Source organism: Streptomyces sp. 2114.4, assembly GCF_900187385.1.
GTDB classification, from domain to species: domain Bacteria; phylum Actinomycetota; class Actinomycetes; order Streptomycetales; family Streptomycetaceae; genus Streptomyces; species Streptomyces mooreae.
In genome coordinates, this window is the sequence record NZ_FYEY01000001.1 from 1 (window position 1) to 26,867 (window position 26,867).

The 26,867-nt window shown below is 68.4% G+C and carries 22 protein-coding genes and 3 pseudogenes; 17 read left to right on the forward strand and 8 right to left on the reverse strand.

The annotated features are described in order from the left end of the window. Positions 1–289: 289 nt before the first annotated feature. Together CFW40_RS00005 and CFW40_RS00010 are read left to right on the forward strand one after the other, a co-directional pair. Positions 290–916, forward strand: a complete 627-nt coding sequence (locus tag CFW40_RS00005; protein ID WP_256992056.1) for a hypothetical protein — start codon at positions 290–292, stop codon at positions 914–916. Between the two features lie 37 nt (positions 917–953). Further along, positions 954–3,623 carry a DEAD/DEAH box helicase gene (locus CFW40_RS00010; RefSeq protein ID WP_088795784.1) on the forward strand — a complete coding sequence of 890 codons (2,670 nt, stop codon included), beginning with the start codon at positions 954–956 and terminating at the stop codon, positions 3,621–3,623. Between the two features lie 28 nt (positions 3,624–3,651). Here the strand turns inward: CFW40_RS00010 and CFW40_RS00015 are convergent, their stop codons facing one another. Genes CFW40_RS00015 through CFW40_RS00025 form a run of 3 tightly spaced genes read right to left on the reverse strand, consistent with a single transcriptional unit; the run spans position 3,652 to position 7,000 of the window. Next, positions 3,652–5,493: a hypothetical protein gene (locus CFW40_RS00015; RefSeq protein WP_088795785.1), complete on the reverse strand. Its 1,842-nt coding sequence runs from the start codon at positions 5,491–5,493 to the stop codon at positions 3,652–3,654. Continuing rightward, positions 5,490–5,969, reverse strand: a complete 480-nt coding sequence (locus tag CFW40_RS00020) for an ABC-three component system middle component 2 (RefSeq protein ID WP_088795786.1) — start codon at positions 5,967–5,969, stop codon at positions 5,490–5,492. The genes CFW40_RS00015 and CFW40_RS00020 overlap by 4 nt, the downstream gene beginning before the upstream one ends. After that, positions 5,966–7,000, reverse strand: a complete 1,035-nt coding sequence (locus CFW40_RS00025; protein WP_143034497.1) for an ABC-three component system protein — start codon at positions 6,998–7,000, stop codon at positions 5,966–5,968. Before CFW40_RS00025 ends, CFW40_RS00020 begins: the two co-directional genes overlap by 4 nt. A 341-nt stretch (positions 7,001–7,341) precedes the next feature. Between CFW40_RS00025 and CFW40_RS37620 the strand changes: the two genes are divergently transcribed. The 4 genes and pseudogenes from CFW40_RS37620 to CFW40_RS37635 all read left to right on the forward strand — a co-directional run bounded on the left by CFW40_RS37620 (position 7,342) and on the right by CFW40_RS37635 (position 8,517). Further along, entirely contained in the window at positions 7,342–7,569 is a 228-nt protein-coding gene (locus CFW40_RS37620) for a hypothetical protein (protein WP_256331094.1), read from the forward strand. Then, complete coding sequence (locus tag CFW40_RS37625) at positions 7,550–7,756, forward strand: hypothetical protein (RefSeq protein ID WP_256331095.1); 207 nt, start codon at positions 7,550–7,552, stop codon at positions 7,754–7,756. The genes CFW40_RS37620 and CFW40_RS37625 overlap by 20 nt, the downstream gene beginning before the upstream one ends. A gap of 56 nt (positions 7,757–7,812) precedes the next feature. Then, positions 7,813–8,109, forward strand: a pseudogene (locus CFW40_RS37630) (hypothetical protein); the annotation flags it as partial. A 204-nt stretch (positions 8,110–8,313) separates the two neighbouring features. Next, positions 8,314–8,517 carry a terminal protein Tpg-like protein gene (locus CFW40_RS37635; protein ID WP_256331842.1) on the forward strand — a complete coding sequence of 68 codons (204 nt, stop codon included), beginning with the start codon at positions 8,314–8,316 and terminating at the stop codon, positions 8,515–8,517. A 31-nt stretch (positions 8,518–8,548) separates the two neighbouring features. On the opposite strand, the gene CFW40_RS00040 is transcribed toward CFW40_RS37635, so the two are convergent. The 4 genes and pseudogenes from CFW40_RS00040 to CFW40_RS00055 form a co-directional block, all read right to left on the reverse strand. Further along, positions 8,549–9,658: a hypothetical protein gene (locus tag CFW40_RS00040; protein ID WP_256331096.1), complete on the reverse strand. Its 1,110-nt coding sequence runs from the start codon at positions 9,656–9,658 to the stop codon at positions 8,549–8,551. Positions 9,659–9,671: 13 nt separating this feature from the next. After that, positions 9,672–10,415: an ATP-binding protein gene (locus CFW40_RS00045; protein ID WP_176956270.1), complete on the reverse strand. Its 744-nt coding sequence runs from the start codon at positions 10,413–10,415 to the stop codon at positions 9,672–9,674. Next, positions 10,412–12,024: pseudogene (locus tag CFW40_RS00050) on the reverse strand (Mu transposase C-terminal domain-containing protein). The gene CFW40_RS00045 and the pseudogene CFW40_RS00050 overlap by 4 nt, the downstream one beginning before the upstream one ends. 113 nt (positions 12,025–12,137) lie before the next feature. Next, the gene (locus tag CFW40_RS00055; RefSeq protein WP_119098188.1) at positions 12,138–12,575 is read right to left on the reverse strand and encodes an ATP-binding protein; all 438 of its coding nucleotides are present in this window, start codon (positions 12,573–12,575) and stop codon (positions 12,138–12,140) included. Positions 12,576–13,824: 1,249 nt separating this feature from the next. On the opposite strand from CFW40_RS00055, the gene CFW40_RS00065 reads away from it, so the two are divergent. The 10 genes and pseudogenes from CFW40_RS00065 (at position 13,825) to CFW40_RS00115 (ending at position 23,563) form a co-directional block, all read left to right on the forward strand. Then, positions 13,825–15,426, forward strand: coding sequence for an ISL3 family transposase (locus CFW40_RS00065; protein WP_218136773.1), 1,602 nt, complete (start codon positions 13,825–13,827; stop codon positions 15,424–15,426). A 41-nt stretch (positions 15,427–15,467) separates the two neighbouring features. Next, positions 15,468–15,863, forward strand: a complete 396-nt coding sequence (locus CFW40_RS00070) for a GNAT family N-acetyltransferase (protein WP_088795790.1) — start codon at positions 15,468–15,470, stop codon at positions 15,861–15,863. Positions 15,864–15,984: 121 nt separating this feature from the next. Further along, positions 15,985–16,215, forward strand: a pseudogene (locus tag CFW40_RS00075) (helicase associated domain-containing protein); the annotation flags it as partial. Between the two features lie 418 nt (positions 16,216–16,633). After that, on the forward strand, positions 16,634–16,789 hold the full coding sequence (locus CFW40_RS36865; protein WP_176956271.1) for a hypothetical protein: 156 nt from the start codon (positions 16,634–16,636) through the stop codon (positions 16,787–16,789). A gap of 351 nt (positions 16,790–17,140) precedes the next feature. Continuing rightward, entirely contained in the window at positions 17,141–17,764 is a 624-nt protein-coding gene (locus CFW40_RS00080) for a sigma-70 family RNA polymerase sigma factor (protein WP_176956272.1), read from the forward strand. A gap of 941 nt (positions 17,765–18,705) precedes the next feature. Next, the gene (locus CFW40_RS38820) at positions 18,706–18,870 is read left to right on the forward strand and encodes a helicase associated domain-containing protein (RefSeq protein ID WP_371127239.1); all 165 of its coding nucleotides are present in this window, start codon (positions 18,706–18,708) and stop codon (positions 18,868–18,870) included. A 586-nt stretch (positions 18,871–19,456) separates the two neighbouring features. Next, positions 19,457–20,206, forward strand: coding sequence for a pentapeptide repeat-containing protein (locus CFW40_RS00095; RefSeq protein WP_107446733.1), 750 nt, complete (start codon positions 19,457–19,459; stop codon positions 20,204–20,206). 690 nt (positions 20,207–20,896) lie between these two features. Beyond that, positions 20,897–21,910, forward strand: coding sequence for an LGFP repeat-containing protein (locus CFW40_RS00105; RefSeq protein WP_143034498.1), 1,014 nt, complete (start codon positions 20,897–20,899; stop codon positions 21,908–21,910). A gap of 469 nt (positions 21,911–22,379) precedes the next feature. Further along, positions 22,380–23,183 carry an AAA family ATPase gene (locus CFW40_RS00110; RefSeq protein ID WP_256331100.1) on the forward strand — a complete coding sequence of 268 codons (804 nt, stop codon included), beginning with the start codon at positions 22,380–22,382 and terminating at the stop codon, positions 23,181–23,183. After that, positions 23,180–23,563 (forward strand): hypothetical protein, encoded by a 384-nt coding sequence (locus tag CFW40_RS00115; RefSeq protein WP_088795797.1) that lies wholly within the window; start codon positions 23,180–23,182, stop codon positions 23,561–23,563. The genes CFW40_RS00110 and CFW40_RS00115 overlap by 4 nt, the downstream gene beginning before the upstream one ends. Before the next feature lie 955 nt (positions 23,564–24,518). On the opposite strand, the gene CFW40_RS00120 is transcribed toward CFW40_RS00115, so the two are convergent. After that, a complete protein-coding gene (locus CFW40_RS00120) occupies positions 24,519–24,986 on the reverse strand; it encodes a contact-dependent growth inhibition system immunity protein (RefSeq protein ID WP_088795798.1) in 468 nt (155 codons plus the stop codon). A gap of 1,063 nt (positions 24,987–26,049) precedes the next feature. Here CFW40_RS00120 and CFW40_RS00125 point away from each other — a divergent pair. Next, a complete protein-coding gene (locus tag CFW40_RS00125) occupies positions 26,050–26,547 on the forward strand; it encodes a hypothetical protein (RefSeq protein WP_143034499.1) in 498 nt (165 codons plus the stop codon). Positions 26,548–26,867 lie beyond the last annotated feature (320 nt).

Below are 26,867 nucleotides of genomic sequence, written 5' to 3' on the forward strand. Positions count from 1 at the left end.
CGGACCACTACAACTCCCCGCCCAACGGCCCCTCCGGCTTCGCCTCCAGGGCCTTTAAAGCCCGCTGACGCGGGCCGGCTGGCTGCGAAGGGTGGGGATCGCTCGATCGTGTGGGTTCCCGTGTGCCGCGTACATCAGACTGATGCAGCATGTAGCGTTGGCGGAAACGCGAGACACCCCCAACCAACCAGGTACCTGCCCGGAATTCCGAGAGGAACGACCGCAGATGACCGGTCACCACGAATCTACCGGAGCCGATCCCGCGCTGAGCAGCGATTCTGTGCGCCGGGTGAGCCGGTATCAGACGGCGGGCACCAACGCCCGGTTGAGGCTGTTCGCGCTCCTGGAGGCGCAGGGTGTGCCCGCGAGCGAGGCGGACGACCTGGTGGTCGCGCTGGAGGCCGGAGCGGTCGCCGGGGCGCAGAGCGAGGTAGTCGAGCTGGACGGCATGGCGCCGGCCTCTCGGGGTGAGCTGTTCGCGGACGGCTGGGACGAGGGCGTAACGGCCGTGAGCGAGGCTCTGGTGGGCATCGCTGACCGGGACTGGTCCCGGCGTGGTGGCCGGTCAGCCGGGGCCGCTGAACTGGCCGTACATCTCGCGGACGTGAGGCAGCGTGAGCGGACGGACCTGGTACGGCTGGAGAAGTTCGTCAGGGAGACCGTCCTGCCGCGCACGTACCCGCACACCACGCAGCGGCGCCGGGCGCTGGAGGCACTGGGCGAGGCCGGTGGCCTCTGCACGGCACGGACGAGGAACAGCGACGGGGGCGTCATCGTCTGCACGCTCGATGCCGGTCACTACGACCCGGACAACAAGCCGCCCTTCAAGGACGGAAAGCCCGGCGGCTGGCACAAGGCGGATGCGTCGATCTGGAACGACTTGGGCGCGGCCTGCATTCCGCACGCGGCCCTCTGAAATACCACACGAATTCAGCGCTCGGGGAGGCAAGGAAATGTCAGCGATTCGGCTCAAGGAACACCAGGTAGATCAGCGGTCCGCGTTTCGTAGGTGGGTGGGATTCCCTGCAAGGTCATCTGTGCCCCCGCAGGGTGCCCGGGGCACGATCGTGTCAGCGACCGGTTCGGGCAAGACGATCACGGCCGCCGCGTGCGCGCTGGAGTCGTTCGCGGACGGCCGGATCCTCGTTACCGTGCCCACACTGGACCTGCTCGCGCAGACCGCCCAGGCGTGGCGCCTGGTGGGCCACCGGGCCCCGATGGTCGCGGTGTGCTCGCTGGAGAACGACGCGGTGCTGAACGAGCTGGGGGTGCGCACCACCACGAACCCGATCCAGCTCGCCCTGTGGGCCGGGCAGGGGCCCGTGGTCGTGTTCGCCACGTACGCCTCTCTCGTGGACCGCGAGGACATCGACGCACCCGTGGGCCAGCGGAAGGTTCGCGGGCCGCTGGAGGCCGCTCTGGCGGGCGGGGAGCGGCTCTACGGCCAGCGCATGGACGGCTTCCACCTCGCAATCGTGGATGAGGCCCACGGCACCGCCGGTGATCTTGGGCGGCCGTGGGCAGCGATCCACGACAACGCCCGCATCCCGGCGGACTTCCGGCTCTACCTCACCGCGACCCCGCGCATCCTCGCCGCGGCCCGCCCGCAGAAGGGCGCGGACGGCCAGGAGGCGGAGATCGCGACCATGGCTGACGACCCGGACGGCACGTACGGCACGTGGCTCGCAGAGCTCGGGCTCTCGGAGGCGATCGAGCGCGAGATTCTCGCCGGCTTCGAGATCGACGTGCTGGAGATCCGCGATCCCTCGCCGGTCATCGGGGAGTCGGAGGAGGCGCGGCGCGGCCGGCGTCTGGCGCTTCTGCAGACCGCGCTGTTGGAGCACGCCGCGGCGTACGGTCTTCGTACGGTCATGACGTTCCACCAGAAGGTGGAGGAGGCCGCCGCGTTCGCGGACAAGCTCCCGGCGACGGCAGCCGAGCTGTACGTCCACGACGCCACAGGCGACGACCTGGCCGCCGCCGACAAGCTGCCGAAGTCCTCCATCGACGCGGAGTTCTACGAACTCGAGGCCGGCCGCCACGTCCCGCCGGACCGTGTCTGGTCAGCGTGGCTGTGCGGCGACCACACCGTCGCCGAACGGCGCGAGAAGATCCGCCAGTTCGCCAACGGCATCGACACGGCCGGACACCGGGTCCACCGCGCCTTCCTCGCCAGCGTTCGCGTCCTCGGTGAAGGCGTCGACATCACCGGCGACCGGGGAGTCGAGGCCGTCTGCTTCGCCGACACCCGCGGCTCCCAGGTCGAAATCGTCCAGAACATCGGCCGCGCGCTCCGCCTCAACAAGGACGGCAGCACGAAGGTGGCCAGGATCATCGTGCCGGTGTTCCTGGAGCCGAACGAGGACCCGACCGACATGGTCGCCAGCGCCAGCTTCCGCCCCCTTGTAGCGGTCCTCCAGGGCCTGCGCTCACACGATGAGCGCCTGGTCGAGCAGCTCGCCTCCCGCGCCCTCACCAGCGGCAAGCGCACAGTCCACGTCCAGCGCGATGAGGACGGGCGGATCGTCGGGGCCGGCGGCGAGAACGACGGCGACGACCAGGAGCAGGACGACACCGACGCCGCTGCCGAGTCGGCGCTGCTGCACTTCTCCTCTCCCCGCGACGCGGCGACCATCGCGGCCTTCCTGCGCACCCGCGTCTACCGGCCGGAGTCCCTGGTGTGGCTGGAGGGCTACCAGGCCCTGCTGCGCTGGCGGGCGGAGAACCAGATCACCGGCGTCTACGCCGTCCCGTACGACGTCGAGACCGAGGTCGGCGTCACCAAGGACTTCCCCCTCGGGCGGTGGGTGCACCAGCAGCGCAAGGCCCTGCGGGCCGGGGAGCTGGAGGAGCGCCGCAAGACGCTGCTGGACGCCCCGGAGGCCGGGATGCTCTGGGAGCCGGGCGAAGAGGCGTGGGAGGCCAAGCTGGCCGCGCTCCGCTCGTTCCGGCGGGCGACGGGGCACCTCGCGCCGCGTCAGGACGCGGTGTGGGGCGAGGGCGAGGCGATGGTGCCCATCGGGCAGCACATGGCGAACCTGCGCCGGAAGGGCGGCCTGGGCAAGGACCCGCAGCGGGCCGCCGTGCGCGCGGCGCAGCTGACGGAGATCGACCCGGACTGGGACTGCCCGTGGCCGCTGAGCTGGCAGCGCCACTACCGGGTGCTCGCCGACCTGGTCGACGCCGACGGGCACCTCTCCTACATCTACATCGCCCCCGGCGTGCTCATGGACGGCGATGACATCGGCACCTGGAGGTGGCGGCAGCAGGAGCCAGGCACCTGGGCTCAGCTCCTGCCCGAACAGCGGGAGCGGCTGGCCACACTGGGCATCAAGGGCGCTGAGGCGCCGTCTCCCGCCCCGGCAGCCGTGCGCGCGACGAGAGGGCCGGGCAAGGCCCAGGCGGCGTTCCAGCAGGGCCTGGCCGCGCTCGCGCAGTGGGTGGAGCGGGAAGGCGCCCACCGGCCAGTGCCCCGCGGCCACAGCGAGGAGACCGCCGTCGACGGGGAGGAGCCGGTAGTGGTGAAACTGGGCGTGTGGGTCTCCAACACCAAGTCCAGGCGCGACAAGCTCACCCCAGAGCAGCTGGGCGCGCTGCGGGAGCTGGGCGTCGACTGGGCCTAAGGCGCGCTCCGTGTTGGTCGCCCAGTTCTCACTGCCGGCCTCGGGGCGGGAAGAACCCCTGACGTGCCGAGCCGTCCACGCTGAATGCGTGGACGGCAGCATGCCCTCTGATGCTCGCCGGCGGCGTGGGGTTCTCAATCACGATGACCTGCCCCGGGGAGTTTTCGATGAGGTCCCGGTAAAAGTTCTCGACGACGTCGGCGGTCATCAGCTCGGGATTTTCTTCGTGCGGGTCTTCGGGTCGGCGGTAGGTGAGAACTGGCGTGTCAAGTACGACGAAGCCCGGATGGATCAGGTCGCGGGCAGTGTTTCGGCGCGCCAGTGATACGGCGAAGGCGGCATGGAGGATGGACCGCATCCCCCTGCCGCGGCTCCTCCTTGGCTGCCCGTCGACGGAAAGTTCGGCGTCCGTCGGGTCGTAGATGACGTGGTTGTTCCCCGGGACGTGCCAGGCTTCCAAGGTCTCATGGATGATGCGCTCGAAGTCGGCAACGTCGGCGGCGGGAATGCCGTCGGGGCGGGCTACCTGCAGGGCAGGTGCCACGGTGGAAAGCGTTGCCTTGAGGTCTTCGAGCTGCTCGATCTGAGCGTGCAGGGCAAGCTCGTTTTCAACCCGTGAGCGGGCGTTCAGCAGCTGGGTGGCATCCGTGTCGACGGGCTGCATTCGTTGATCGAGTGCGTGGAGCTCCGCAGCGTTGAGCGTGAGCTGTTCCTCACGGGCAGCCCGGGCCGACTCTATGTCGGCCGCTTGGTCTTCCAGGTCTTCGATCATGAGGAGCAGGTCGTTGAGCAGGTCGGTTGTCTTACGTGTCTCCGCAGCTACAGACGTTGCCAGCTGGGTGCTCTCGGCAACGTGGTGCTCCGGGTGCTGGTGTTGTGGCTCGGCACCGCAGAAGACGCATGCCCCGGCCTGGAAGTAGCCCAGGAGGGTGCCAGCTTCACCGACCATCTGGAGCCGGGCCAGGTCCGACTCGTACTGCTCCTTGAGTAGACCAAACCGCGCCAGCAGTTGCTGGACCTCGGCCGCCCGCTGCTGAGCCGCAAGGTCGATCTCCTCCAGGCCCCGGCGGTCGCGCAGGAGGCTGGTGCGGACCCCTGCAAGCTCGACGGCGGCGGCGGTCACCTCGCCAAGGGACGTCTGCAGGCGGTCGAGCCGCTCCCGCAGTTGCGACTGGTTCGCCTCCATCGTGAGCTTCTCGCGGCTCTCGTCGAGCAGGTGGTCGATGACAGCTATTTTGCCCTTGCCGAACTGCTTCTCCAGATTGCTGGGCGCGGCAGGACGTTCTGGCTCCTCCTGCCCGCTGAGGAGGAGTTTGAAGACCGACTTCTCCCTGGTCTCGTTCAGCGGATTCCGCGTGCCGAGTACCGGGGAGTGCTGGTCTGCCATACGTGTGTCGTTGACGACGGCCAGGCGCGCGAGGTCCCGAAAATTCAGCGGCAGCACGTTGCCGCGGCCGCTCTGGAGGATTCTCTGGCCGTCGATGCCCAGGACGGTCAGCAGATAGCGGGAGATGTTCTTCTTCGACTTGGCGTTGTGCTTGAACTTGAGAGTCTCGTCTGCCGGCTCCGATGGCACCTCTCGGAGTTCGTGGTTGAACACCTCGATGGTGTCACCGCCGATGGCCCGGGACAGGGTGAGACTGCGGCCGTCGCTCACTCGTAGGCCCAGGAGGATGCGGGTGTAGCCGTCGTCCTCCGGAATGGACTTGAGTTCGCTGGCGCCCAGCATGTAGTCCACGGCCTCTTCGACGTAGGACTTACCTGTGTCGGAGGCGCCATAGATGACCGTCAGGCCGGGACTGAACTCGACCGCAGCCGGGGGCTTCCCCATTCCGAGGAAGGTCAGGTGTACGAGGGTCAGCCTGATCACAGGTCGTCCTCTCCCAGGTCGCCGGGACTCACGTGGGTACGGCCAGACCAGCGCTGGGTGATCTGCTTCATGCCCTCGCGGACGTCCGTTCCTTCGTGCATATAGGTGCTGGTGAGCCAGTCGGCCCGTTCCATGAGCTGGCCGACGTACGGGGCCTTCAAGGCGCTGAGGAAGCTCGCTGCCTCGTCCGTGGCCCCGTACATGAAGCCGTCGTCGGTGGTCGTCATGTCGGCGAGGCCGGCGCGCAGTAGAACCCTGAGGCCTTGCTCGATGAGGTGGCGGCGCAGGCCGAGCTCGCCGGGGCCAGCGGGGAGGTCGGGGTGCAGGCTGGCGGGGCCGTGGTCGAGGTCGCCGCTGTGGAGCATGGCGTGGTCCAGGTAGACGAGCTGGGCGACGTCCAGGCGGCGCGGGAAGGTTTCCGACAGGAGGACCAGAGCGCGCATCCCGGCCTCCACGGGGCTGTTGAGGGGGGTCACGGGGTCTCCTCTTTGCACCAGGTCAGCCGGTCGTCGTTGGCCAGACGATGGCACATGCCCTTGAGGTCGATGACCTTCACGACGGGGGCGAGGATGTTCGCCGGGTTCGGCGTGTGGGCGACAGCCGCGTCGAGTACGGCTTCCAGCCGTGCGTAGCCGCTGGCGTGGTCGCGGTCTTCGATCTCGATCACGGCGTCGTACAGATCGGTCTCGATCGCGGTGTAGGTCGCTTCCGGGACGCTCTCCTGGGCGAAACGCCAGAGCGACTCGGCGTGGAAGAAGGCGGCACGCTGGCGAAAGAGGTGGCCGCTGACTTTCGCATGGTCGCGTGCCTGTTGAAGCGTTTCCAGGGCAATGCCGTGCTTCGCGTTGTAGGCATCCAGGAGCTTGCGGACGTAGACAGCCTCATGGGGTGCCTGGTCGGGTGGGGCCGGGTCGGCCGCTGGGCGCGCCTTGAGCGGTTGCGGGAAGCGTCTCACGTGGTGGGGCGTCACTGCGTGCAGGTCGAGAATCTCGTCCAGGTTCCTGGCTTCGAACATCGAGAAGTCCGTCGCCTGAGCCAGGTCCCCCACCGCGGTGCGCATCTCCGGGCTGAGCTTGGGCTTCTGCCCAAGCTTGGAGTCCTTGGCGTTCCAGGCCGTGAAGAACTCTTCCTTCAACTGGGGCGGGTTGAGCAGGAGTCGCTCCAGTCCCGTGCCGATCTTTGGCGCGACAAAGACATAGCGCGTGGGCAGCTCGTACGTGCCGAGGATCTTCGCGACGAAGATCTTGACCATCTCCGGGAAAGCGTCCGACTGCCCGATCGGCTTGAGGTAGTGCTTGCACTGATAGCAGTGCCACTCACCCGCTGTGCCTTGCTCGGAGAGGCAGGCTGCGACGTCCGCTCCGCGGTCGCCAGCCCCGCCCATCCGCTGCACCCGGATGTACGGACGACCGGCCCAGGTACCGAACTGGTGGACCCACTCGACGGTGAAGTCCTCCCAGTCGTCCTCGTCATAGATGTACTGCAGGTACACCTGAGGCGTGGGCAAGGGAGCGCTCTGGGTCGGCGGGGCAAGCACGACAACCTCTGGCGACTTGGGCTCCGGAAACCCCTCGAACACCGGCCGGGCTCCGTCTCTACCCGGCTCAAGCCTCCCAGCCACGCCCCACCCCCGGCCTTACTGCCACGCAAGATCACTCACCGTAGTGATATCACCCCGCATGGTCTATCAGGAAGCCCACAGCAGCCACGCCCCTTGGACTCGGTCGTGTCAGCCTGCGGCTGCGGCTGGCCCCCGCCGAACCGGGGCACGGCCTCCATGCCCGCGTCCAGGGCAGGCGCACGTAGCGGATCGGATGCCGGTAGACGACGCCGCGGTCGATGGAGATCTTGGAGCGAACCGAGTACGACGAGGCCCAGGCCGCGAAGCGGCTGCACACGACGGTCGTGGTGCTGCGCTGGGCGCGGCACGTGGGCGTGGTCCCGGATCCGGGCGTGCGCGGTTTCGCGTGGTCGCGGTCGGCTCTCGCCGTACGAGGCGGCGAACCGGATCGCGGCAACACTGGGTACGCCGAACGAGCCCGGCGAGCCGCCGACGGTGTCCTCCTACGCGGTTGAGCGCCTGATCGCGCTGGGTCTTCTGACCGAACTCAGTGCCCACCGGCGTTACAGCTGCCTCCACCCCGACCAGGTCGACCTGGTCGCCGCCCGGGAGGGCCTGGCCGCGCTGCTGGACCGTGAGGCGCCGCTCGGGCCGGAACAGGCCGCCGCCCGGCTCGCCCTTCTTGGCTCGATACCAGAATGACAGCACTGGGATGCCGGTCGCGTTCTGTCGTGACCCGCTCCTTCGGCTTGTCGCTGATGCTCACCCAGGGGCTCGTAGCCTGCGTCAGCCAGCGCTGTCTGGAGAATGCGAAACCTGGCCGGCAGGGGCAGGGCGACGTGGGAGAACTGACGCGACGGACTGCACGTGTCGGCCTGGTCGGCTGGCCGCTTCGAGAGGCGGACGTGGGACAGATAGAGCAGGGTTTGGAGCGCGCGTTGCGCACCCGGCCCGTTCCCTCAAGCACCGAGGCCCGCCTGCGTTTCCTGCTGGTAGCGCATCGGGGTTCCACCAGGCAGGTGGCCGCCGTGCTGGGGGTTTCGCAGCGCACCGTGCAGCGGTGGGTGACGAAGAGGCCAGGAGCACGTCGACCCCCGGGTCCGGCGCACGTTCGGGCGATCGAGGAAGCAGTCCTGGCTCGGTGGCAGCCCCGGGTACGGGCCCGTCGGCGTGCGCGGGCTGAGGCGGAGGGGTTCGTCTTCCATACCAGGGCGCGGTTCGGGTTTGCTGCTGCGGCAGGGTCCTCGGACGACCCGCGGGTGCGGTGGATCACCCAGGATCTGCCGGGAGAGGTGGCTCGGGAGCTGTTCGCCGCCCGGCATGCCGGCGCGGGCGAGCAGCAGCAGACGGTGATCCTCGCCCGCGCGCTCGGGCACGCCTACTTCCGCGAATGGGGCCGCCGGGCCCACGGCCTGCACATCGCGTTCAGCGATGTCGAGTTCGCCGACTTCTCGATCGGCTGAGCCTGCCCCTTGAGCGACCGCGACAGGGTGTTCAGCGTCGCGAGGGTCGGGCGCGGCTGGACGGCGCTTCGTACTGCTCGGCTTCCTGCCGCTCGCGCCAGTCCCACTCCACACGGCCGACCGGGGCTTGGCGGCGGGCTGCGGGCGGCTGGGGCGGACGCAGCTTGGCCGTCTCCGCCACGCGCAGCAGGGGCGTACGGTCACCTGGCGCGGCGAGCAGCTCCTGGTCCTCGCCGGAGACAAGCCGGGTGAAGCAGACAGCGGCCCGCAGGAAGACGCTGGCCCAGGGTGGTACGGGGTGGGCGGCGCAGCCGTCGGTGTAGCGGGCGCGGTCGTGCAGGGCGAGCGTGGCCACGGTGTCGTCGTAGTCGCGGGGGCGTGCGGTGGCGAGTTGCTGGAGGGAGGCGCCGGTGAACAGTGCGGCGGCGATGGCCGCGGCCAGGCGGGGATGTGCGGTCGCTGCGTGGAGGCGGTGGGCGACTCGCTGGGCGGTGGGCGCGGTGAGAGGCACGGGCGGTGGGCGGTGCCGCCAGGCGATCGAGGGCGGGGTGCACGGGTCGGTGCAGGGGCGGGGGCTGTCGTAGGAGATGAGGCGTTCCAGTGCGGGCAGAGTGAGCCACCGGCTGGCCGGCCCGGCGGGCTCGTCTGCGAGTGGAAGTTCGGTGACTGGTGTGCCGTAGTAGTGGCGGCGGGCAGCCTCGAAGTCGGCGGTGACGGAGTAGTCGGCCGTCCGCAGGGCCTGGTGCAGAGCGGCGGGAAGATGTGGGCGGTGACAGACCAGGGTCAGGTGGATACCGGTGAGGGTCTGTAGCTGGAGGAGGCGCATCGTGCGGTGAGTGGTGAGGCGGTGGGCGCGCAGGATGGTCAGCCGGGTGACAGGAAGGGCAGTGATCCAGGCTGTGGCGGCTTCCCATGCGGGCTGACAACCGCCTGGGAAGCGGCCTGGAAGCAGGGGTGGCTTGCCCAGGGCGGCGAGAAGGTCGTGGGCGAGGCCGGTTTCACTGGTGGTGCCCGGGCCGGGGTGCAGGGTGATCCGGCCGGACGGCGGATGGTGGGCGGCCAGGGCGGTGTGGGTGTGGAGCGCGTCGTCATGGCGGTCGATGACCACGGTGACAGGCGACGGTGGCGCGGCGAGCGGCATGGCGGTGTGGTGGTCAGGCGAGGCGGCTGAAGGCCCAGCGCAGCAGTTCCTGGTCGACGCGGGGGCGGCCGGTGCGGGTTAGGGCGGTGCGGGTGTGGGCGGTCAGCTGGGCCCAGGCGCGGAAGTTGCCGTGTGCGGCGTGGCTGTCGGCGAAGGTGATGTCCTCGGGGTCGGCGTCGGCCCAGAGCGGGTGGAACAGCGGGATGACGTCGAGGACCTCGCTGGGGGTGAGGCGGGTGAAGTGCTGCCAGATGAAGATGCGGGAGGAGAGCATCGGTTCGCGGCGCAGCACGGTGTGGCAGCCCTCACCGCCGACGAAGATGATCGCGAGCTGGGTGGAAGGCTCGTCCCACAGGTAGCGGAAGTACTCGAACGCCTCCCCGTTGAGCCACTGGGCCTCGTCGACCAGGAAGGTGCGGGGGCGTTCAGCCAGAGCGGTTTTCAGCAGACGGTCGAACTCGCTGGGGTGGCGCGGTGGTTCCCCGGCCAGGTCGAGCGCGGTGAACAGTTCGTAGCGCACCGCTCGGGCGGTGGGACGGGCCCGGAAGGTGACCCGGCGGACGTCCTCGCCGGGTTCGAGTTCGCGCAGGCAGGTGTTGACGGCGAGGGTCTTGCCGAAGCCGGCGCCGCCGTGGATACACATCATGGCGCGGGCAGCGACCGTGTCGCCGATGTTCTCGCGGGCGGTGAGCAGGGCGCGAGTGGTGACCACGGATGCATCGGACAGGTCGACGTACTGGTAGGTGGCCGCGGTCACGAGGCGTCTCCGTCTTCGTCGGTGGTGGAAGGCGCGGCCCGCCCGGCCGGGCCGTCGGGGACCGCAGAGGCTGACTCACGGTCGGACGGGCGCGGGGCGGGCAGGCCCGGCGTGGTCAGCAAGGCCAGGGAAGCAGGGGTGCGCCAGTCGGCCGGCGGCGCGGCTGGCGGGATGAGGTCCGGCAGCGCAAGGTCCGACAGGTCAGTGTCAGTGGCCTGGGCGAGTTCGGTCCCGGCCTGGGCGGTGGTCAGTGCGCCGAGCCGCTGTGGGGCTTCGGCCTGGGTGGCGGCGGCGTAGCGCTCGCGTTGGGAAGCTTCGAGGTCCTTCTTCAGGCGGCGGGCACGGGCCGCCCGCGTCTTCCGTACGGCGCTGACCTGTTCCTCGGTGGCCTGGTCGGCCAGGTCCGCAGGACCGAGGTAGCGGCCGGTGGCGGCGTGGTAGACCTCGATACGGTGGTCGTGGTGGGGCATGAAGCGGACCCGGACCTGGATCCCGGCCAGCCCGGTCATCCACGGCCCCACGTAGTCGCGTCTGCGGAAGCGGACGCCGCGGGTGGTCAGCGTGCGGGTGCCGGCGTCTTCCAGGGTGAACGTCCACAGGTCCGCGGCCGGCACGTCCCGTAGCGGGGTGGGATCGTCCTGCCACGCCTCAAGCGGGGTCCTGCCCCGCAAGGGCGCGGGCTGGTGTTCGGTGTTCCACCACAGCGTCCAGGCGAGCAGGCGGGCGGTGAAGTCCTCGAAGCTGAGCAGTACCTCGCTCTTCGGGCGGGAGGCACGTTTGCCGGGGCGCGGCTGGCGGGCATAGCCGGGCAGCGCGGCCAGGAACATGCTCTCCACCGCCCGGTTCAGGCCCTCCACGGTGCCCTTGAGGTGAGGGGTGTAGGCGGGCAGGTCCTCCACCGTCACGTCCAGCAGATCGAACGCCGCGGTCACCGTCCGGGACAGGAAGTCCTTGCCGCGATCCACCCGTACCTTCTCGGGCAGGCCGCCGAACGGGCCGTAGGGGTTCTCACGCAGGACAGCGGAGCGCAGCGCGGCCAGCACCGACTCCCGCGACGGATGCACCGGCGTCACGGCGACACCAGTGATCGCGTTCGTCGCGCAGTCGGTGAACCAGGTAATCCACGGCCTGCGGGCCTTGCCCTCGACATCGACCAGCACCGGGGCCTGCACATGGTCGGTCTCCCACACCTGGTTGCGCCAGCCCCGCGGCCGGGCCAGGAACACATCGTGCTTACGAGCGACCCGCTCACCACCGGCAAGTCCAGCCCGCTCCCCCGGCGTCAGATCACGGCGGATCGCCCGGTGCAGCGTCGGGATCGAGGGAGGCGGATCCCCCTCGCCCCTGGTCGCGCGAGCGGTCAGCTCACGATGCACCGCTGCGACGTTGCCCTTCCCAAAGCCAGCAGGCGGCGCACTTCGGGGGTGACGGAGAAGCGGTTTTTGCTCTGGGCTCGCGCCCCGGGCTCTGCGGCCGCTGACTCGTCACGCTCAGCAGCGGCAAGCCACCGCCACACCGTGCGCTCGGTCACTTCCAACGACTGAGCCATCAGCCGCACATGCCGCGTTGTCAGTTTCTGGTCCTGCCGCAGGGCGAGCAGCCGGCGCACCGCAGGGCCGCGCAGCGCCGACAGGGAGGAGGAAGGCAGGCTTCCCCGCACGCCCGGGCCCTCCCGGTGCACGCCGGAGCGGGAAGCGTCCTCTCCCGGCTCGGCCGCGCCGGTCACAGCGGCCCCATGAGCCGTACGCAGGCCCGCTCCAGCATCTGGCGGTCCACCACCGCCCGGCTCTTACCGTAGGTCTCGGCGGTCAGGTGCGAGGTCAGCTTCGCCCAGGTCCGGAAATTGCCGTGTCCCGCATGCTCGTCCACCCACGCGACATCGTCCGCGGTCACGTCCTCCCACAGCGGGTGGAAGGCAGCCATCACGGTGGCCACCTCCCGCTGGCTGAGGCGCGGCACCAGCTCCCAGGTCAGCACCCGAGAGGCCAGCGCAGGTACCCGGCGCATCGCCCGTTCACTGCCCGCCCCCGCGAGCACGAGTGCCGTATCCGTGTCCGGGTGGTCCCACAGCCCGCGCAGAAACTCCAGCGCAGGCCCCGGAAGGCGCTGTGCCTCGTCCAGCACCAGCACACGAGGCTGCCGCAGCGCGTTCACCAACATCAGATCGGCCTCCCCCTGCCCCGCGCGGCAGACGCCTGCCCAGCTCCAGGGCATCCGCGAGCACCCGGCGCAGCTCGGGGACCGTCGGATGCACACCGACATGGACCCGGCGGACCCGGGCCGGGTGCGGCAGCTGCGACAGGGCGTACTGCAACGCGACAGTCTTGCCCTGGCCGGCATCGCCGTACAGGCACACCACCGCCCCGACCGCAGCCGCGTGCGCGACCGTCCGCAACACCGACCGCACAGCGGGCGTGTGCACCACCTGCGCACCCGGCACCAGGACCGGGACCTGTGCCAGATGCTTCTGCTCCCGCAGGAAGACTTGCCCGCCGGTGCCTTGGCCGGCCACGACGTTCAAGCCCAGCTCGCTGAGCGGATCCGGCCTGCTCGGCCCGGCCACCACGGGCTCCCGCTCGACCAGCAAAGCCCGCCCCGCCCGTCGGTCTCGGCGGATCACCCGGTGCAGTGTCGACGCCGACGGAACCGGGGCCCCGCCGCTGGCAGCGGCCAGCCGGCGCCTCAGCTCAGCGACATTCCCTCCCACCTCGCCCAGCAGCGCCCACACCTCGTCCGACACCGCATACCCCTGCCGAACCCCGGCCTCCACCTGCCCGGTCGCCTTCGCCTGCTCCAGCCAGCGCCACACCGTACGCTCCGAGACACCCACCGTCTCAGCGACCGCACGCACATGCCGCGTGGCCAGCTCCCCCGCCTGCTGCCGCTCCAGCAGACGACGCACCACCAACCCCCTGGGCAGCACAGGCCCACGGCCGACCCTTACCTCTTGATCCACCCCACGATCACACCGACCGGCCCACCTCACCGCATAAGAACTCACGAACCTGAGACAACATCAGCTGCCATGCGATAAAGCCCCACGACAGCGATCCACCCATCAACCTCTCACCCCATGACAGCGGCCTGCCCACCCGTAAACAGCCGCTGACCAGCCCCGTAACACCTACCCCTGGACCAGCACGACCGACTCTCACCACCACCGACACCAACCCGAGAGATCGCACCTGGGCACAGCTCTCGACCGAGCAGCAGGAACGGCTGTCCGCGCTGGGCGTACAGCCCGCCCAGGCTCCGGGTCCCGCCCAGGTGGCTTCGTTCGTTAGTTGCGGTTCTGGCTCAACTTCTGTGACGCGGCCACTCTGAGTGACAGCCAGGCTCCTTCGAGCCGTACGCGAACTCGCCCGAAAATGGACCGTGAACAGGACGGTTGGGCTGACAGTTCGGGGCCGTGGAAGAGGTCGTGCTCCGGCTGAAGGAGCTGTTGTTCCCGTCCATCGCGGATGTCGCAGTGCTGTCGTTGGACGTCAACATCGAGATAGTGCGCGTTGATGCACATTGCATCGCGGACGGCGCCGTGTGCCCGGTCTGCGAAGTCTGGTCGAACCGGGTGCATGGTTCCTACCTGCGGTTTCCCGCCGATGTGCCGAGCGGTGGCCGAAGCGTTGTTCTCCAGCTGAGGGTCCGTCGGTTCATCTGTGGGAACTCGGGGTGTGCGCGCCGTACGTTCGTCGAGCAGATACCTGGCCTGACACGCCAGCACGCTCAGCGGACCGAGCGGTTGCGCTCCACCCTGGCTGCGGTCGGTCTGGCCCTCGCGGGCCGGGCCGGAGCCCGCATCGCCCGCGTTCTCGGGGTACTCGTCAGCCGCAGCACTGTGCTCCGGCTGGTCGATGCACTCCCCGACCCCGAGGTCCCCGCGCCGCGGGTGGTCGGCGTCGACGAGTACGCCACTCGCAAGGGCCGCCACTACGTCACCGTCCTCGTCGATATCGAGAGCCGCCGCCCCGTCGACCTGCTGCCGGACCGGGAGGCGTCCAGCCTGGCGGCCTGGCTCGCCGACCGGCCAGGCGTTGAGGTCGTCTGCCGCGACCGGGCCCCGTTCTTCGCCGAGGGCGCCGCCGCTGGTGCCCCGCAGGCCATTCAGGTTGCGGACCGGTGGCACCTCTGGCACAACCTGACCGAGGCTGCCGAGCGGGCAGTCGCCCAGCACCGCCGGTGCCTTCGAGTCCTTGTTCCTGCGCCCCCCGAACCCGACCCTGAGTCAGCCCCGGAAGAAGAACCGTCCGGTTCACCGTGGCCGACCGGGCACCGGTTCGCAGACCGCACTCGGACCCGGCACGCCGCCGTCCACGCACTTCTGGAGGCAGGACACAGCATGCGTTCGGTCCAGCGGCAACTGGGCATGGCCTGGCATACCGTCAAACGGTTCGCCGACGCCTCGAAGCCGGAGGACCTGTTCACCGGCCAGTGGCAGAACCGGCCCTCAGTCCTCGATGAATACAAGCCGTACCTGGACGACCGCTGGAACGAGGGCTTCACCAACGCGTGGAAGCTGTGGGAGGAGATCGTGCCGCTCGGCTACAAGGGGAGCTACCAGCGCGTCCGTGCGTACCTGCACAAGAAGCGCACCTCACCACGATCTGTGACCGCCCGGCCGCCGTCGCCCCGAACAGTCTCCGGATGGATCCTCAGCCGCCCGGAAACGCTCACTGAGCCCGAACAACTCCAGCTCAAGGCCGTCCTCATGCACTGTCCCGAGCTCGATGCCCTCACCCGGCACGTCCGCTCCTTCGCGTCCATGCTCACCGAGCGTCAGGGCGAGCGTCTCGCGGGGTGGCTCGACTCCGTCCGGCAGGACGACCTGCCCAGCCTCCACACCCTCGCCGCCGGCATCGACCGCGACCTCGACGCCGTCACCGCCGGACTCACCCTGCCTTGGAGCTCGGGGGCGGTCGAAGGCCATGTCAACCGAATCAAGATGCTCAAGCGCCAAATGTTCGGCCGCGCCGGATTTCAACTGCTCCGCAAGCGGGTTCTCCTCGCTCCATAATCCGGTCAGTACCAGGCTCGGCACGGACATACGATCGGGGTGTGACGATCAAGTACGAATGGCGGGGCGACTTTGATAACGCCTCCCTCAACGCCCTACACGCCGACGGCTTCGGTCACCCGGTCGCTCAGACCGACTGGCGAGAACGACTTGAGCGCCACAGCCTCGGCTGGGTCTGTGCACGGGAAGACGACTCTCTGATCGGCTTCGTCAACGTGGTCTGGGACGGCGGAGTTCATGCCTTCGTCCTGGACACGGTGGTCGCGCAGCATCGCCGGTCGAGCGGAGTCGGAGCTGCGCTCGTCGCAACTGCGGCTAAAGAAGCCCGTGCCGCGAAGTGTGAGTGGCTTCACGTCGACTTCGAGGAGCACCTGCGTCCCTTCTATTTCAATACCTGTGGCTTCAAGGAGACGGCAGCCGGACTGATCGCCCTATAGCGCGGTGGGCCAAGTCCCTGGCCTGCTACACGGAATGTCAGTCGTCACGCACAGTGGTGCCACCACAGAAGTTGAGCCAGAACCACTACTCGTGAATAAAGCCACCCAGGTCACGAACGGCGCCACCAAGGGCCCCAGCAAAGCCCAACAGTCTTTCCAGCGGGGCCTCACAGCCCTCACACAGTGGGTCGAACGGGAAGGCGGTCAGCCGCCGCGCAAGGCAGTGGTGGCCCTGCCCGACGGGACCGAGACCAAAGTCGGCATCTGGTACGCCAACCAGAAACAACGACGCGACAAACTCACCGAAGAGCAGCTGGAGGCGCTGCGAGCACTGGGCGTGCAGTGGGCATGACGCCACCGTTGTCCGGCGATTGAGCCGGTCCGCACGAGACCCGGGCTGTCATGGCCGTGCCCGGGGCCTCGTGCGTGGGGCCGGATGCAGCGCGGTAACACCGGTTCGGTGAGCAGGTCTGGCCTGAGCGGAAGCTGCAAGAGACTCCGCTACCCGCTCCCATGATGTGACGAATCGTCCGCAGGAACACTGCTCGGCTGCGTCGTGCGGCAACCTCACCAGTTCGTCTGTAGCGGAGAGCACTGATACCGGGGATGCGGCTTGCCGGTCTGGGGGAGGGACGGAACTAGTTGGGTGTTTCCCCGTTCTTCGAAATCTGTGCGACTTATCCCCCGAAGACCGCCGTGGGACACACGAGATGAGTGAGCCGTCGGCGGTGATCTTTCCCCTCCAAACCTGTCGTGAACGTGGAGTGTTGATGACCAACGACCGAAAGTCGCTGATCTTGCTGGTGGCATTGATGGTGTGCGGGATCGTGACGTACATCGCGTTAATCAACCCGGCGCTGGGCATCGCCCTCGGCATTGGTATCGCGGCGGCCACCCTGGTCTGGATGATCCTCCAGAAGGACTGACTGGAGCGAACCAGCAACAGGCCTCCGGGCGATCATCGTTGGCTTCCCCCTACACCGGGGCGAGGAGACCAACGCCGTTCGCCCGGAGGCCTTCGTCGTAGCCCACGGCGGAGAAGAGCCCAGAGTAGGCCCCGGATTTCTTCCCGTCCCCTCCCCCGATCCCGTCGCCTGCCGCGACATCTCCCCCAACAGGGTCATCCGCTGCGAGATCGAGAGGGACAGCACATGCACGCAGGATCCGATGAGCACGGGGCGGACGACCAGTCGCCGCCGCGTCTTCGATCACGGGAGACGGGTGGCACCACGGCGCCGCCGGTCTTCCGTCCGAAGACCCCGTCGGACACCCAGGAGGTGATCTTCCCGCGCCAGCGGCCGTACCAGGATGGCTCCAGCGAGGCGGCGGCGCCGATTGGCGAGACCATTGCGGTCGATGCTGAGGAGGCCGAGACCGCGGCCAGGCGGCTTCGCGAGGAGATCAGTCAGGAGCTCTGGGACAACCAGGACGCCCTGCGCGGTCTCATCTACAACGCCGGCTATCGCGAGCCGGACCTGTCGGAGATCGTGATCGATGCGCAGGCCCGCTACTACCGGGCGCGCATGAAGCCGAACTTCGTCTTCACGGGCGGTCCGTGGCCCTTCCTCGTGCACTGCTCCGGTTACGCCCGAAAGGACTTCCACCGCCGGCAGGACAACTTGTCCGTACCGGTGGAGAAGCTGCCGGAGCCGGACGTGGAGGCTAAGGACGCGCTGGTGGACCGCGTGAACGAGCGCGAAGCGATCAAGGTGTTTCTGGAGAAGTACCTTCCCGACCCGAGTGAGCGAGAGATCTACCTGCTGACCCACGGGGAAACCATGGGGCCCGTCGAGATCGCCCGGAAGCTCGGGATCGACCGCAAGACCGTCACGGCCCGTCTGAAAAGGGCCGAGGAGCGGCTGAAGTCCCTTCCGCCGGACGAGCTCGGCACCCTGCGCTAGGGCTCCTCTAGGGATCACGGGGGACGACCCTGCCCCGTGATCGCAGGAGGAGTCCCTAGAGAGGTGCTCCTGCTCAATCCGTTGATTCGACAGAAGGAAGGACACTGTGCCGTACAACGCTCACGATGTCCTCGTGGAGCTGCTGCGTGAGTCGCCTCGCGCGGAAGGTTCAGGGGGCCGTCCCCTCACTCGCCAGGAGTGGGACGCACACATGGACGCCGTCGCACACCGAGCCGCCGAGCTCAATGACGTTGATGTTCCGGCCGGGCCCGCGTGGATCACAGAACACGACAAGGAGACGGTATGAACAGTCACGCTGAGGCAATCCGGCCAGCTCGCTTGTGGTTGCTCGTGCTCGCAGTCGCTCAGGCCGGCGCGGCGACGCTCGGGGGAGCTGCCGGGGCCGCCCAGTCGCGTCAGGGCGGGTTGAGGCTGTTCGGGCTTCCAGCCTTCGCAGTCGTCCTGGCCGTAGTGGCAGCTAGGACTGCCTTGCTCCGGTAAGGAACTGACTTTCAGCAACGGTCATGGCCACACCCACACCCCAGGGGGCGGGTGTGGCCATGACCGCCCAGTACTCCCCCTCCACGCCGACGCCTACAGCCGTCCCCGGGGGCCGGTTTGCTCAATTCCTGGGCATCCGTCGCAAAAGCGCCCGCGAAAGCCCTGACCAGCGCACATACGCACTGGGCCTTTGGGCGCTGAGGCCACCTACAACGAGCACGGCCTCTCTCAACGCAGAAGACACAATCCCGGCTCACACACCGCGACCGCCCCGCTCGAACCGCTCATTCGGCCTCTCAGCGAACCAGCAACACCAGGTCAACCACCACCCCGCACAACAAGCCCCCTCCGAGCCTCACCCGGCGGCGAAGCGTGCGGCCAAGGGACAGGGCAAGGCGCAGCATGCCTTCCAACGCGGCCTCGCAGCCCTCGCCCAGTGGATGGAGCAGGAGGGCGGCCAGCCGCCGCACAAGGCAGTGGTGGCCCTGCCCGAGGGGACCGAGACCAAGGTCGGCGTCTGGTACGCCAACCAGAAGCAGCGCCGCTACAAGCTCACCGAAGAGCAGCTGGAGGCGCTGCGAGCACTGGGCGTGCAGTGGGCATGACGCCAACCGCCTACGCGTGGTGAAGCAGCCGTGCCATCGGCTCAGGCAGCCGTCCACGGGACGTCATGGCAGGTCCCGGGGACGGTCGGGCGGGTTCGTCCACAGGGCTGATCGGCTCAGGAGTGAGCTTCGCTGGGGCGGTACACAAGGGAGGGGTGTGGATGAGCAACATCAGCGTCTTCGAGTCTCGGCTGGCGGAGGTGGCGGGCGATGCACGGCGCTGCGTTCCGCAACGGTCCCGCCTCGTCCGCGTACGCGGCTCGGGCATTCACAGCACTGGCGGGGCGGACAACGGATCTGTTTCGGTTCAGGCGAAGTGCAGCAGTGATCACCGTATGTGGTGTGATCTTCCCGCATGAGTGACGGACGACGACAGCAGAGGTTGAGGCTGGCGAGCATCGGGCTGGGCATGACGGCAGTGGCCGTAGTAGTCCTGGGGACATGGCAGTGGCCGGGTTGGCCAGCCATCGCGAGCTGGTTAGGGACATGGTGGTGGACGCTGACGGCCATAGTGGCCTTGGCTGGCTGTGGGGTGTCCTGGGCATCGGCCCGGCGGTCGACAGCCAGCCCGGATATGACGCCGCCAGTGGAGTGGGACCAGCTCCCGGACGGGCCCGGCCTGATCGCCCGGGCAACGGAGCCGGCCACGTCCGCAGCAGAACCGACCGCGGCCGAAGCGCCCCGACAGCAAATGAACTGGTCGGCAATCAGCTCCGTGGTCACTACCTTCACCGCCCTGGCCGCGTTGGTATTCACCGCGCAGTCACTGTCCGCGACCGAACAGGGACAGTTCACCGACCGGTATACCAAGGCAATGGATCAGATCGGCACCCTCGGTGAGGAGCACCTGCAGACCCGACTCGGCGCGGTATACGCGCTGGAACGGCTCGCTCGCGACTCGCCGCCAGATCAGCCAACAATCGTGCAGGTGCTCTCCGCGTTCGTCCGCGCGAACCTGCCACAAGCCACGCCGCAAGCCATCCTGCTGCCCTCCGGGGCTCTTCCCCCGCCCCCGCCCCCACGTCCGCGCCCGCGCCCGCGCCCGTGCCCGTCGGTCGCTGTGGCCCCGCACTCGCTGACTTTGGATGTCCAGGCAGCGCTGACTGTTCTCGGTCGCCGGGATCGCAGCAAGGACAACGGCGCGGTTACTGACCTGCGCAACACCTGTCTCGCCAGCACCGACCTCAGTCATCTGAACCTCACGGCTGCAAACCTGAATGGCGCGAACCTCGTGGGCGCCAACCTCATGGGCGCGAACCTCGACCGAGCGCAGCACGACCAGCACACCATCACGAAGGGAGCCGTGACGACCGGCGCGACGGGCGTGTGGTGGTGAGCCAACTCGATCCAGCCGCGATAAGCATGGCCCGCGCTGACCTTCCGGAGATCGTGAGACGCCTCTACCGACATCTGACGACAGATCTGGAGACGCGGCTGCACAAACGCGCCCTCGTCGGCCCGCGGAGCTGGAGCGGCGCCAGCGAGACGGGAGGTGTCGGGTGCCCGCGCGGCGCAATGCCCGGCCGGCTGTGAAGGTCGGGGCGCATGTCCGCTTCCGCGGCGTGAAATGGCAGGTGGTCGCCCTGTCCGGTCGGCCCGGACGACGGTGGTGAGGCCGTGTTCGCCGGCTACCTGTTCGCCGATCCCGGCTTCGCCGTCATTGGTGCCGCTGTGCCGCAGGCGGCCCCGCAGTGGGGGCTGTTCGAGACCACGCCCGCCGCGGCGCGCGAAAAGGCGCTGGTCTGGCAGCGGCATGTGAGAGAAGTCGGATGGATGTGGCCTTGCCGACGGGCCCGGCAGCGAAGGAGCTGTAGGGGAACAGTACGACCCCGAGCGGCACACACTGGCCGAGCTGGAACAGGCCAAGGCCGAGGACTGACCGCGCTCGGCTTCGGCCGCGTCTCGCGTACCACGGTGCAGCGCATGCGCCTGGCCTACCGCAAGCAGGGCCTATGGGGGGACATTCCGGTGCAACCCGGCCGGATTCCCTCTCCTCGCGCACCTCTTTTCCCAGTACCTTTCCGGGGTGAAAACACTTCGGAAACTCGCCCTGTTCGCGACAGCCTGCCTGGCCGCCCCCTTCCTTACGTCGTCCCCGGCAGCCGCAGCCGACCGCGACTTCTGCGGGAAGACCGTCTCCGGCGCCATCCTCGACAAGTACATCGCGATGGATGACGTGTCCTCGCCGCTGAAATGCCCGGTGACGGACGAGATGACCACTCCCGACGGGCGCGGCCGGTACACCCACTTCCAGAACGGCTCGATCTACTGGTCGGCGGCGACCGGTGCCCACCCGGTATGGGGGGCGGTGCGCGACAAGTGGCAGGCGATGGGCTGGGAGACGTCCGCGCTCGGCTACCCGAAGTCGGACGAGCTGAAGAACGCGGACGGCAAGGGGGTGCGCCAGGAGTTCGAGGGCGGCACCGTGTACTGGTCGGCGGCGACCGGCGCCCACCCGGTATGGGGGAAGATCGGCGCGACGTGGGGCGAGTACGGCTGGGAGAACAGCGCGTTCGGCTACCCGGCGTCCGACGAGACGGACGGTACCGACTCGTATACGGATGCCAAGGGGGTCCACACGTACCGGCAGGTGACGCAAAAGTTCGCCTCGGGTGCGACGCTGTTCTGGATTCCGGGCGGCGCGTCGGAGGGCTGCGGCGGCGAGTGCACCGGCTACGAGGTGGAGGCACCGGGCAGCCTCGTCAAGCAGGTGCGAGTGAACCTGCCGACAGACTCGGACAAGTTCGTGCTGATGGTCTACCCGACGGATGCCGGGTTCCGGGGCGGCATCGACAAGGCCGCCGACGGATGGCAGGAGGTGTGGACGAACACGCCGAATCCGCTGCGCCTGGACACGACCGACGAGGCGGAATCTCTGCGTAAGCAGTATGCGTGTCACGCCGCGTACGCACACCAGGAGTCCGACGGCGGCTGGAACACCGGCAACTCGTGGGACCTGGAGTCGGACCTGCCGAACGTGAGCTGGACGTACGCCACGCACGCCCTGTTTGTACCGCTCCACAAGTGCAACTGGACTTGATCACGGGCTGAACGAAAACGCCCGGACAGGTGCAGGGAGGTCTGGTCGACGCGTGAGGCGAACGGCACCCCTTCCGGCAGCCCGCTGGAGGGGGCCTTTCTGCGCCCCAGGCGCTTGCTTGTCGACCTCGGATCCGCGACCAGAGGCACATACCCGGTCGCCTTCGGCTGTCATACGTAGTGCTACCGCTCTCCGCGGCGCGGACACACACGCGATGCATCGCTCCAGGTACGCACCGATACGGATAGCGTCACATTCGGGAAAGTCGACTTCGAGTGGATGCGCCGCCTGGCTGGATCGAGCCGGTGTCCTACGGCCGGGTGCAGTTCGGCGCCTCCAAGGCCGGCGCCCCACATGTGCCCCGGTTCTCCGTCGGAGATATCGATGACCTGCCCCAGCAGCATCCCAACGGCCGCTGCACCAGCACCGCCGACTCGCCATTCTCCGGCGGGCCCTCAACGACGACTCCTTGCCTCTGCGTGCCCGGGTCACCGCACGCCCGTCCCTGATCGTCACCGGCCCCGCCGGCGCGGGCAAGACCACGGCGCTGCTCCAAGTCGGCCGCGCCTGCCACCTGGCCCACACCCGCCGCCAGGGCGATACGGCCGCGGCCGGGCAGGTCCCGGTCGCCTACGTGCTCGTGCCGCCCGCCGCCAGCGCGAAGACCCTGGCTCTCGAATTCGCCCGCTACCTCGGAATCCCCCTGACAGGCCGCATGTCGCAGGCCCAGATCGTCAACAGCGTCTGCCACACCTACACGCAGGCGGGTGTGCGGCTGGTGCTGATCGACGAGATCCACCGGCTCAACCCCCGCACCACCACCGGCGCCCAGAGCGCTGATCTGCTGAAAGACCTCACCGAACGCATCAGCGCGACGTTCGTGTACGCGGGCATCGACGTCACCGGGACCGCGCTGTTCTGCGGGGTGCGCGGGGCGCAGCTCGCCGCACGCGCCTCCCTCGTCGACTGCGATCCCTTGCCCGCCCGCGACGGTGAACGTGAGCCGTTCAAAGACCTGGTACAAGCCCTGGAGAACGCGCTCGACCTCCGCCACCACCGGCGAGGGAGCCTGGTGCGGCTGGTGCCATACCTGCACGCCCGCACCGCCGGACGGATCGGGTCGCTTGCGCGTCTGGTCAAGCAGGCGGCCATCACCGCGCTCATCGACGGCACGGAACGCATCACGAAGACCACCCTCGACGCCGTCCGCGTGGACCACCTATCCGAACAGCGCTACCGGCCCCGTGCCCGAACCAAGCCCGGCACCTGGTGAACCAGGCACTTCTCACGGCTGGCTGCGCAGCCGCGCCCGGTGCCCTGCGAGGCGGCGCACCCGCCGCCGGGGCATGGGCACAGATCCCGCTCCCGGCACCGGGCGTATTCCGCATCCGGCCGCTGGCTTTCGAAGCGACCGCCTCCTACCTACAGCGCCTCGCCGGTGCCTACGGGCTGACACTGCCCCAACTCCTCGACAGCGCTGGTATCACCGTCCACGGACACGGCACCCCGCCCGCGGCAGGACTCGACCTCTCCCCCACCGCCGCGCGCCGAGTCGCTGCCGTGGCCCGAGTCCGGCCGCACGCCCTCGCGCGTGCACTGCCGGGCCTGCTCCAGGACGGCACGACGGACGCCAGACCGGCCACCGCATACTGAGGGCCCGTCGAGCGCCGCCAGCAAGCTGTACGAGCGTGCACGACGTGCGTGCGACACCACAGCCGCGGCACGGCGGACACCGCCTGGATCCACCGGCCCTGGCCCCAGCTGGTGTGCCGGCGCCATCAGCAAGCCACCCCCGACCCACGACTCACGTCCACACTGCGCACCGGGACCGTTCCGAACTCACCACGGCCCACCACCGCCACCAGCGGCTACAACGGCATCCACGGAGCGCGCATGCATGGCAGGCAGCACACGCGATCACCACCCGCTGGTACGACCACCAACAACACCTCACCGACCACTGGCACAGGCGCCTGCATCAACTCGCGAGAACCAACGCGCACATGGACCGCGCAGGAAACGCTTCAGCCGTACTCCTGGTCCTGGTCCGCGACCTCGTGATCTCCCCCGAAACCGTCACACTCGCCCGCACCTTGGCCACCCTTCCCCACCCACACCAGGCACCCGCGTCTATAACACCATCGCCGTGATCGGCCACAGGCTCGGCATGGTCCGGTTCTCCCCCGCCACCAGCGACCCACTAACCACCTACCTCGGATCACGCCCCTGACCAGGCCCGAGCTCGACCACACCAGTTACCTCTCGACGCACCATTCCACCGACAACAAACCCAAGATCAATCCACACACCCACGAAATCCCCGCTCAACACCCCGAACAACCAAACCGAACACCTCGGCCAGCCCCGATCCCCATCCCCTCCAACACGCCCCGACCCAGCCCGAATCCCAACCCACAAACAAAACACCAGGCCACAACAACACAACTACCGCACAACCACTGCTCCGTCACAGCCGATCTACCTTCACACTGGTCGAAAAACAGCAGCCGCTAGGTCACCCCATGACAGCCGACCGGGTCGCATCCACCTCCCGTGACCAGGCGCCCAACACCACCAGCGCGCCCACTCACAGTAGCCTCGGTGCCGGTCAGTCCTCCCTACGGATTCCTTCACCCGCCAATTCGTCAGGCCAGCGAGATGCCTCGGGCGGCGCGACGAAGCGGGCAAGCTCCTCGGCGCCGCCGCGCGGCAGATCGGCGGCCGCTGACCCCGGCAGTGTCGTGATCACGGTGCGCAGCCGCGCACCGAGGCCCGGCAGCAAGGACCAGGCGGAGGCTGGGGCATTGACGGCGGCGAGCAGCAAGTCTCCCTCGTAGAAATATGCATCCAGCAGCGGATCCTCAAGCAGCAAGCGCACTGCGAGTGGAAGGACGTACGGCAGGGCCACCTGCTGCGAGAGGAGTGTGCGCAGATCTGCCGGACCAAGTTCGCCTAGCGGAATGCGTCGCAACCTGTGCACCTCGCGCACCAAGCGGGTCGCGTCAGCGGCAGGAGGAGCCCAGCGGGGCGGGTCCAACTCGTCGAGTGTGCGGTCAAGGTGCAGCAGACGGTCCATGAGGTCATTCTCGAGGTCGTCGTAGCCGGGCCGACACGCCCGGACACTACGCTGGCAGACTTTTCAGCTGACCTCTGGGCTTCCCGCCGAACGCGAGTGATCCGAGGAACCGGCTCTGCTCGTACGGTCAGGCCCAGTCTTCCGGTCCCGCGGGGCCGTAATCCTGGTCCTGTTCACCATCGCGCGCGGCGTACATATGCGGAGGTTTCCAGCCGGTAGGAAGCCCCTCGACGAACCGCAGTGGCTGGTCCGCGCTGCGGTATAGGACGGTTCGCCCTCCACAGCGCGAGCAGGCGGCGTACTTCCGGGGTGACAGTGACTCGGTCCGGGTCTGGGCCCGTGCACCGGGCTCTTCAGCCGCTGATTCATCGCGCTCAGCCGCGGCCAGCCGGCGTCTCAGCTCAGCGACATTCCCTCCGACCTCGCCCAGCAGCGCCCCCACCTCGTCCGACACCGCATACCCCTGCCGAACCCCGGCCTCCACCTGCCCGGTCGCCTTCGCCTGCTCCAGCCAGCGCCACACCGTACGCTCGGAAACCCCACCGTCTCGGCGGCCGCACGCACATGCCGCGTGGCCAGCTCCCTGCCTGCTGCCGCTCCAGCAGACGACGCACCACCAATCCCCTGGGCAGCACAGGCCCACGGCCGACCCTTACCTCTTGATCCACCCCACGATCACACCGACCGGCCCACCTCACCGCATAAGAACTCTCGGACCTGAGACAACATCAGCTGCCATGCGATAAAGCCCCACGACAGCGATCCACCCATCAACCTCTCACTCATGACAGCGGCCCACCACCCACAAACAACCACTGACCAGCCCAGGAACACCCCGCCCAGCACACCACCACCGGCTCTCACCGCTACCGACACCAAACCAAGAGATCGCATCGAGTTCTTCTGCGGCACCCGCCACCGGCGACGGAGCATGGATGACATAGGCAGGCTGTGACGCACAGCATGCCCCTACACCACATAACGGAGGATCCTGGTGCGGAAGTGGATAGCACGATCTGTCGTAGCGGCCACGGCGCTGACTCTCGCAGGATGCGCCACCGGCATGTCAGCGCAAGACCGCAAAGACGCCAACCGCGCAGAAGAAGTGACGGAAAAGCGCATGAGGGGCGTTGCGGAGAACTTCGACAAAACCATCGACGGTTTAGCGCTCAAGGACCGCGCGGTGGAGAAGGGCTGCGAGGAGAAGACGCCGAACCTCGACCCGAAACCGGCGGATGCTCCTGAGGTCAACTGCGAGGTGAAGATCACTTCCACGTATTCGACGCGCCTGAGTCCGGCCGAGGTGGTATGCACTGCACGGAAACATCCCGAGGTGATCAAGTGGAGCCCCCCGAAGCACGGCGCATGCAGCGAGGCCGATCACGTGATCGGCGATACGCACTTCATCGAGAAATACCGCATGCACAATGTGAGCCTGAACTGGACTCCCAAGAAGCCTGGACTCTTCACCCTGGACCAGAGTGAAGACTACTTCTACTGCGAGAAGAGCGATGATGACAAGCAATACTGCCACGAAGGTGACTGGGCTCCCTCTTCGTGAAAAAGCACCGTGCCCCGGCCGTTGATCCGGCCGGGGCACGCTGTCAGGCTAACGACTCGAGGACGGCTGGTTCGCCGGAGTCCGCGACGTCGCCTGCTACCTGCTGCGCATCGCCGACACCACCGCCCACGCACAACGCGGGCGCGCCGCCTCCAGCGCCATGCTCCTCACCCACCTTCAGCAGCCGACCTCCCCTCCCCCTCAGGAGGCTCCCGTGGAGGAACGGGCCCCGGCTCCGGCGCTGGACGCGAAGGACGTCCTGACGGCGGCGGAACGGTTCCCGTGAGCCCTGGCCGCGCCCGGTGAGCGCCACTGGCCGG

Bases quoted from the DNA above. Each gene is read 5' to 3' on its own strand.
- CFW40_RS00010 (WP_088795784.1), top strand. From the start codon at position 954: ATGTCAGCGATTCGGCTCAAGGAACACCAGGTAGATCAGCGGTCCGCG.
- CFW40_RS00040 (WP_256331096.1), bottom strand. From the start codon at position 9,658: ATGCCGCTCGCCGCGCCACCGTCGCCTGTCACCGTGGTCATCGACCGC.
- CFW40_RS00055 (WP_119098188.1), bottom strand. From the start codon at position 12,575: ATGTTGGTGAACGCGCTGCGGCAGCCTCGTGTGCTGGTGCTGGACGAG.
- CFW40_RS36865 (WP_176956271.1), top strand. From the start codon at position 16,634: ATGACCAACGACCGAAAGTCGCTGATCTTGCTGGTGGCATTGATGGTG.
- CFW40_RS38820 (WP_371127239.1), top strand. From the start codon at position 18,706: ATGGAGCAGGAGGGCGGCCAGCCGCCGCACAAGGCAGTGGTGGCCCTG.
- CFW40_RS00120 (WP_088795798.1), bottom strand. From the start codon at position 24,986: ATGGACCGTCTGCTGCACCTTGACCGCACACTCGACGAGTTGGACCCG.
- CFW40_RS00125 (WP_143034499.1), top strand. From the start codon at position 26,050: ATGTCAGCGCAAGACCGCAAAGACGCCAACCGCGCAGAAGAAGTGACG.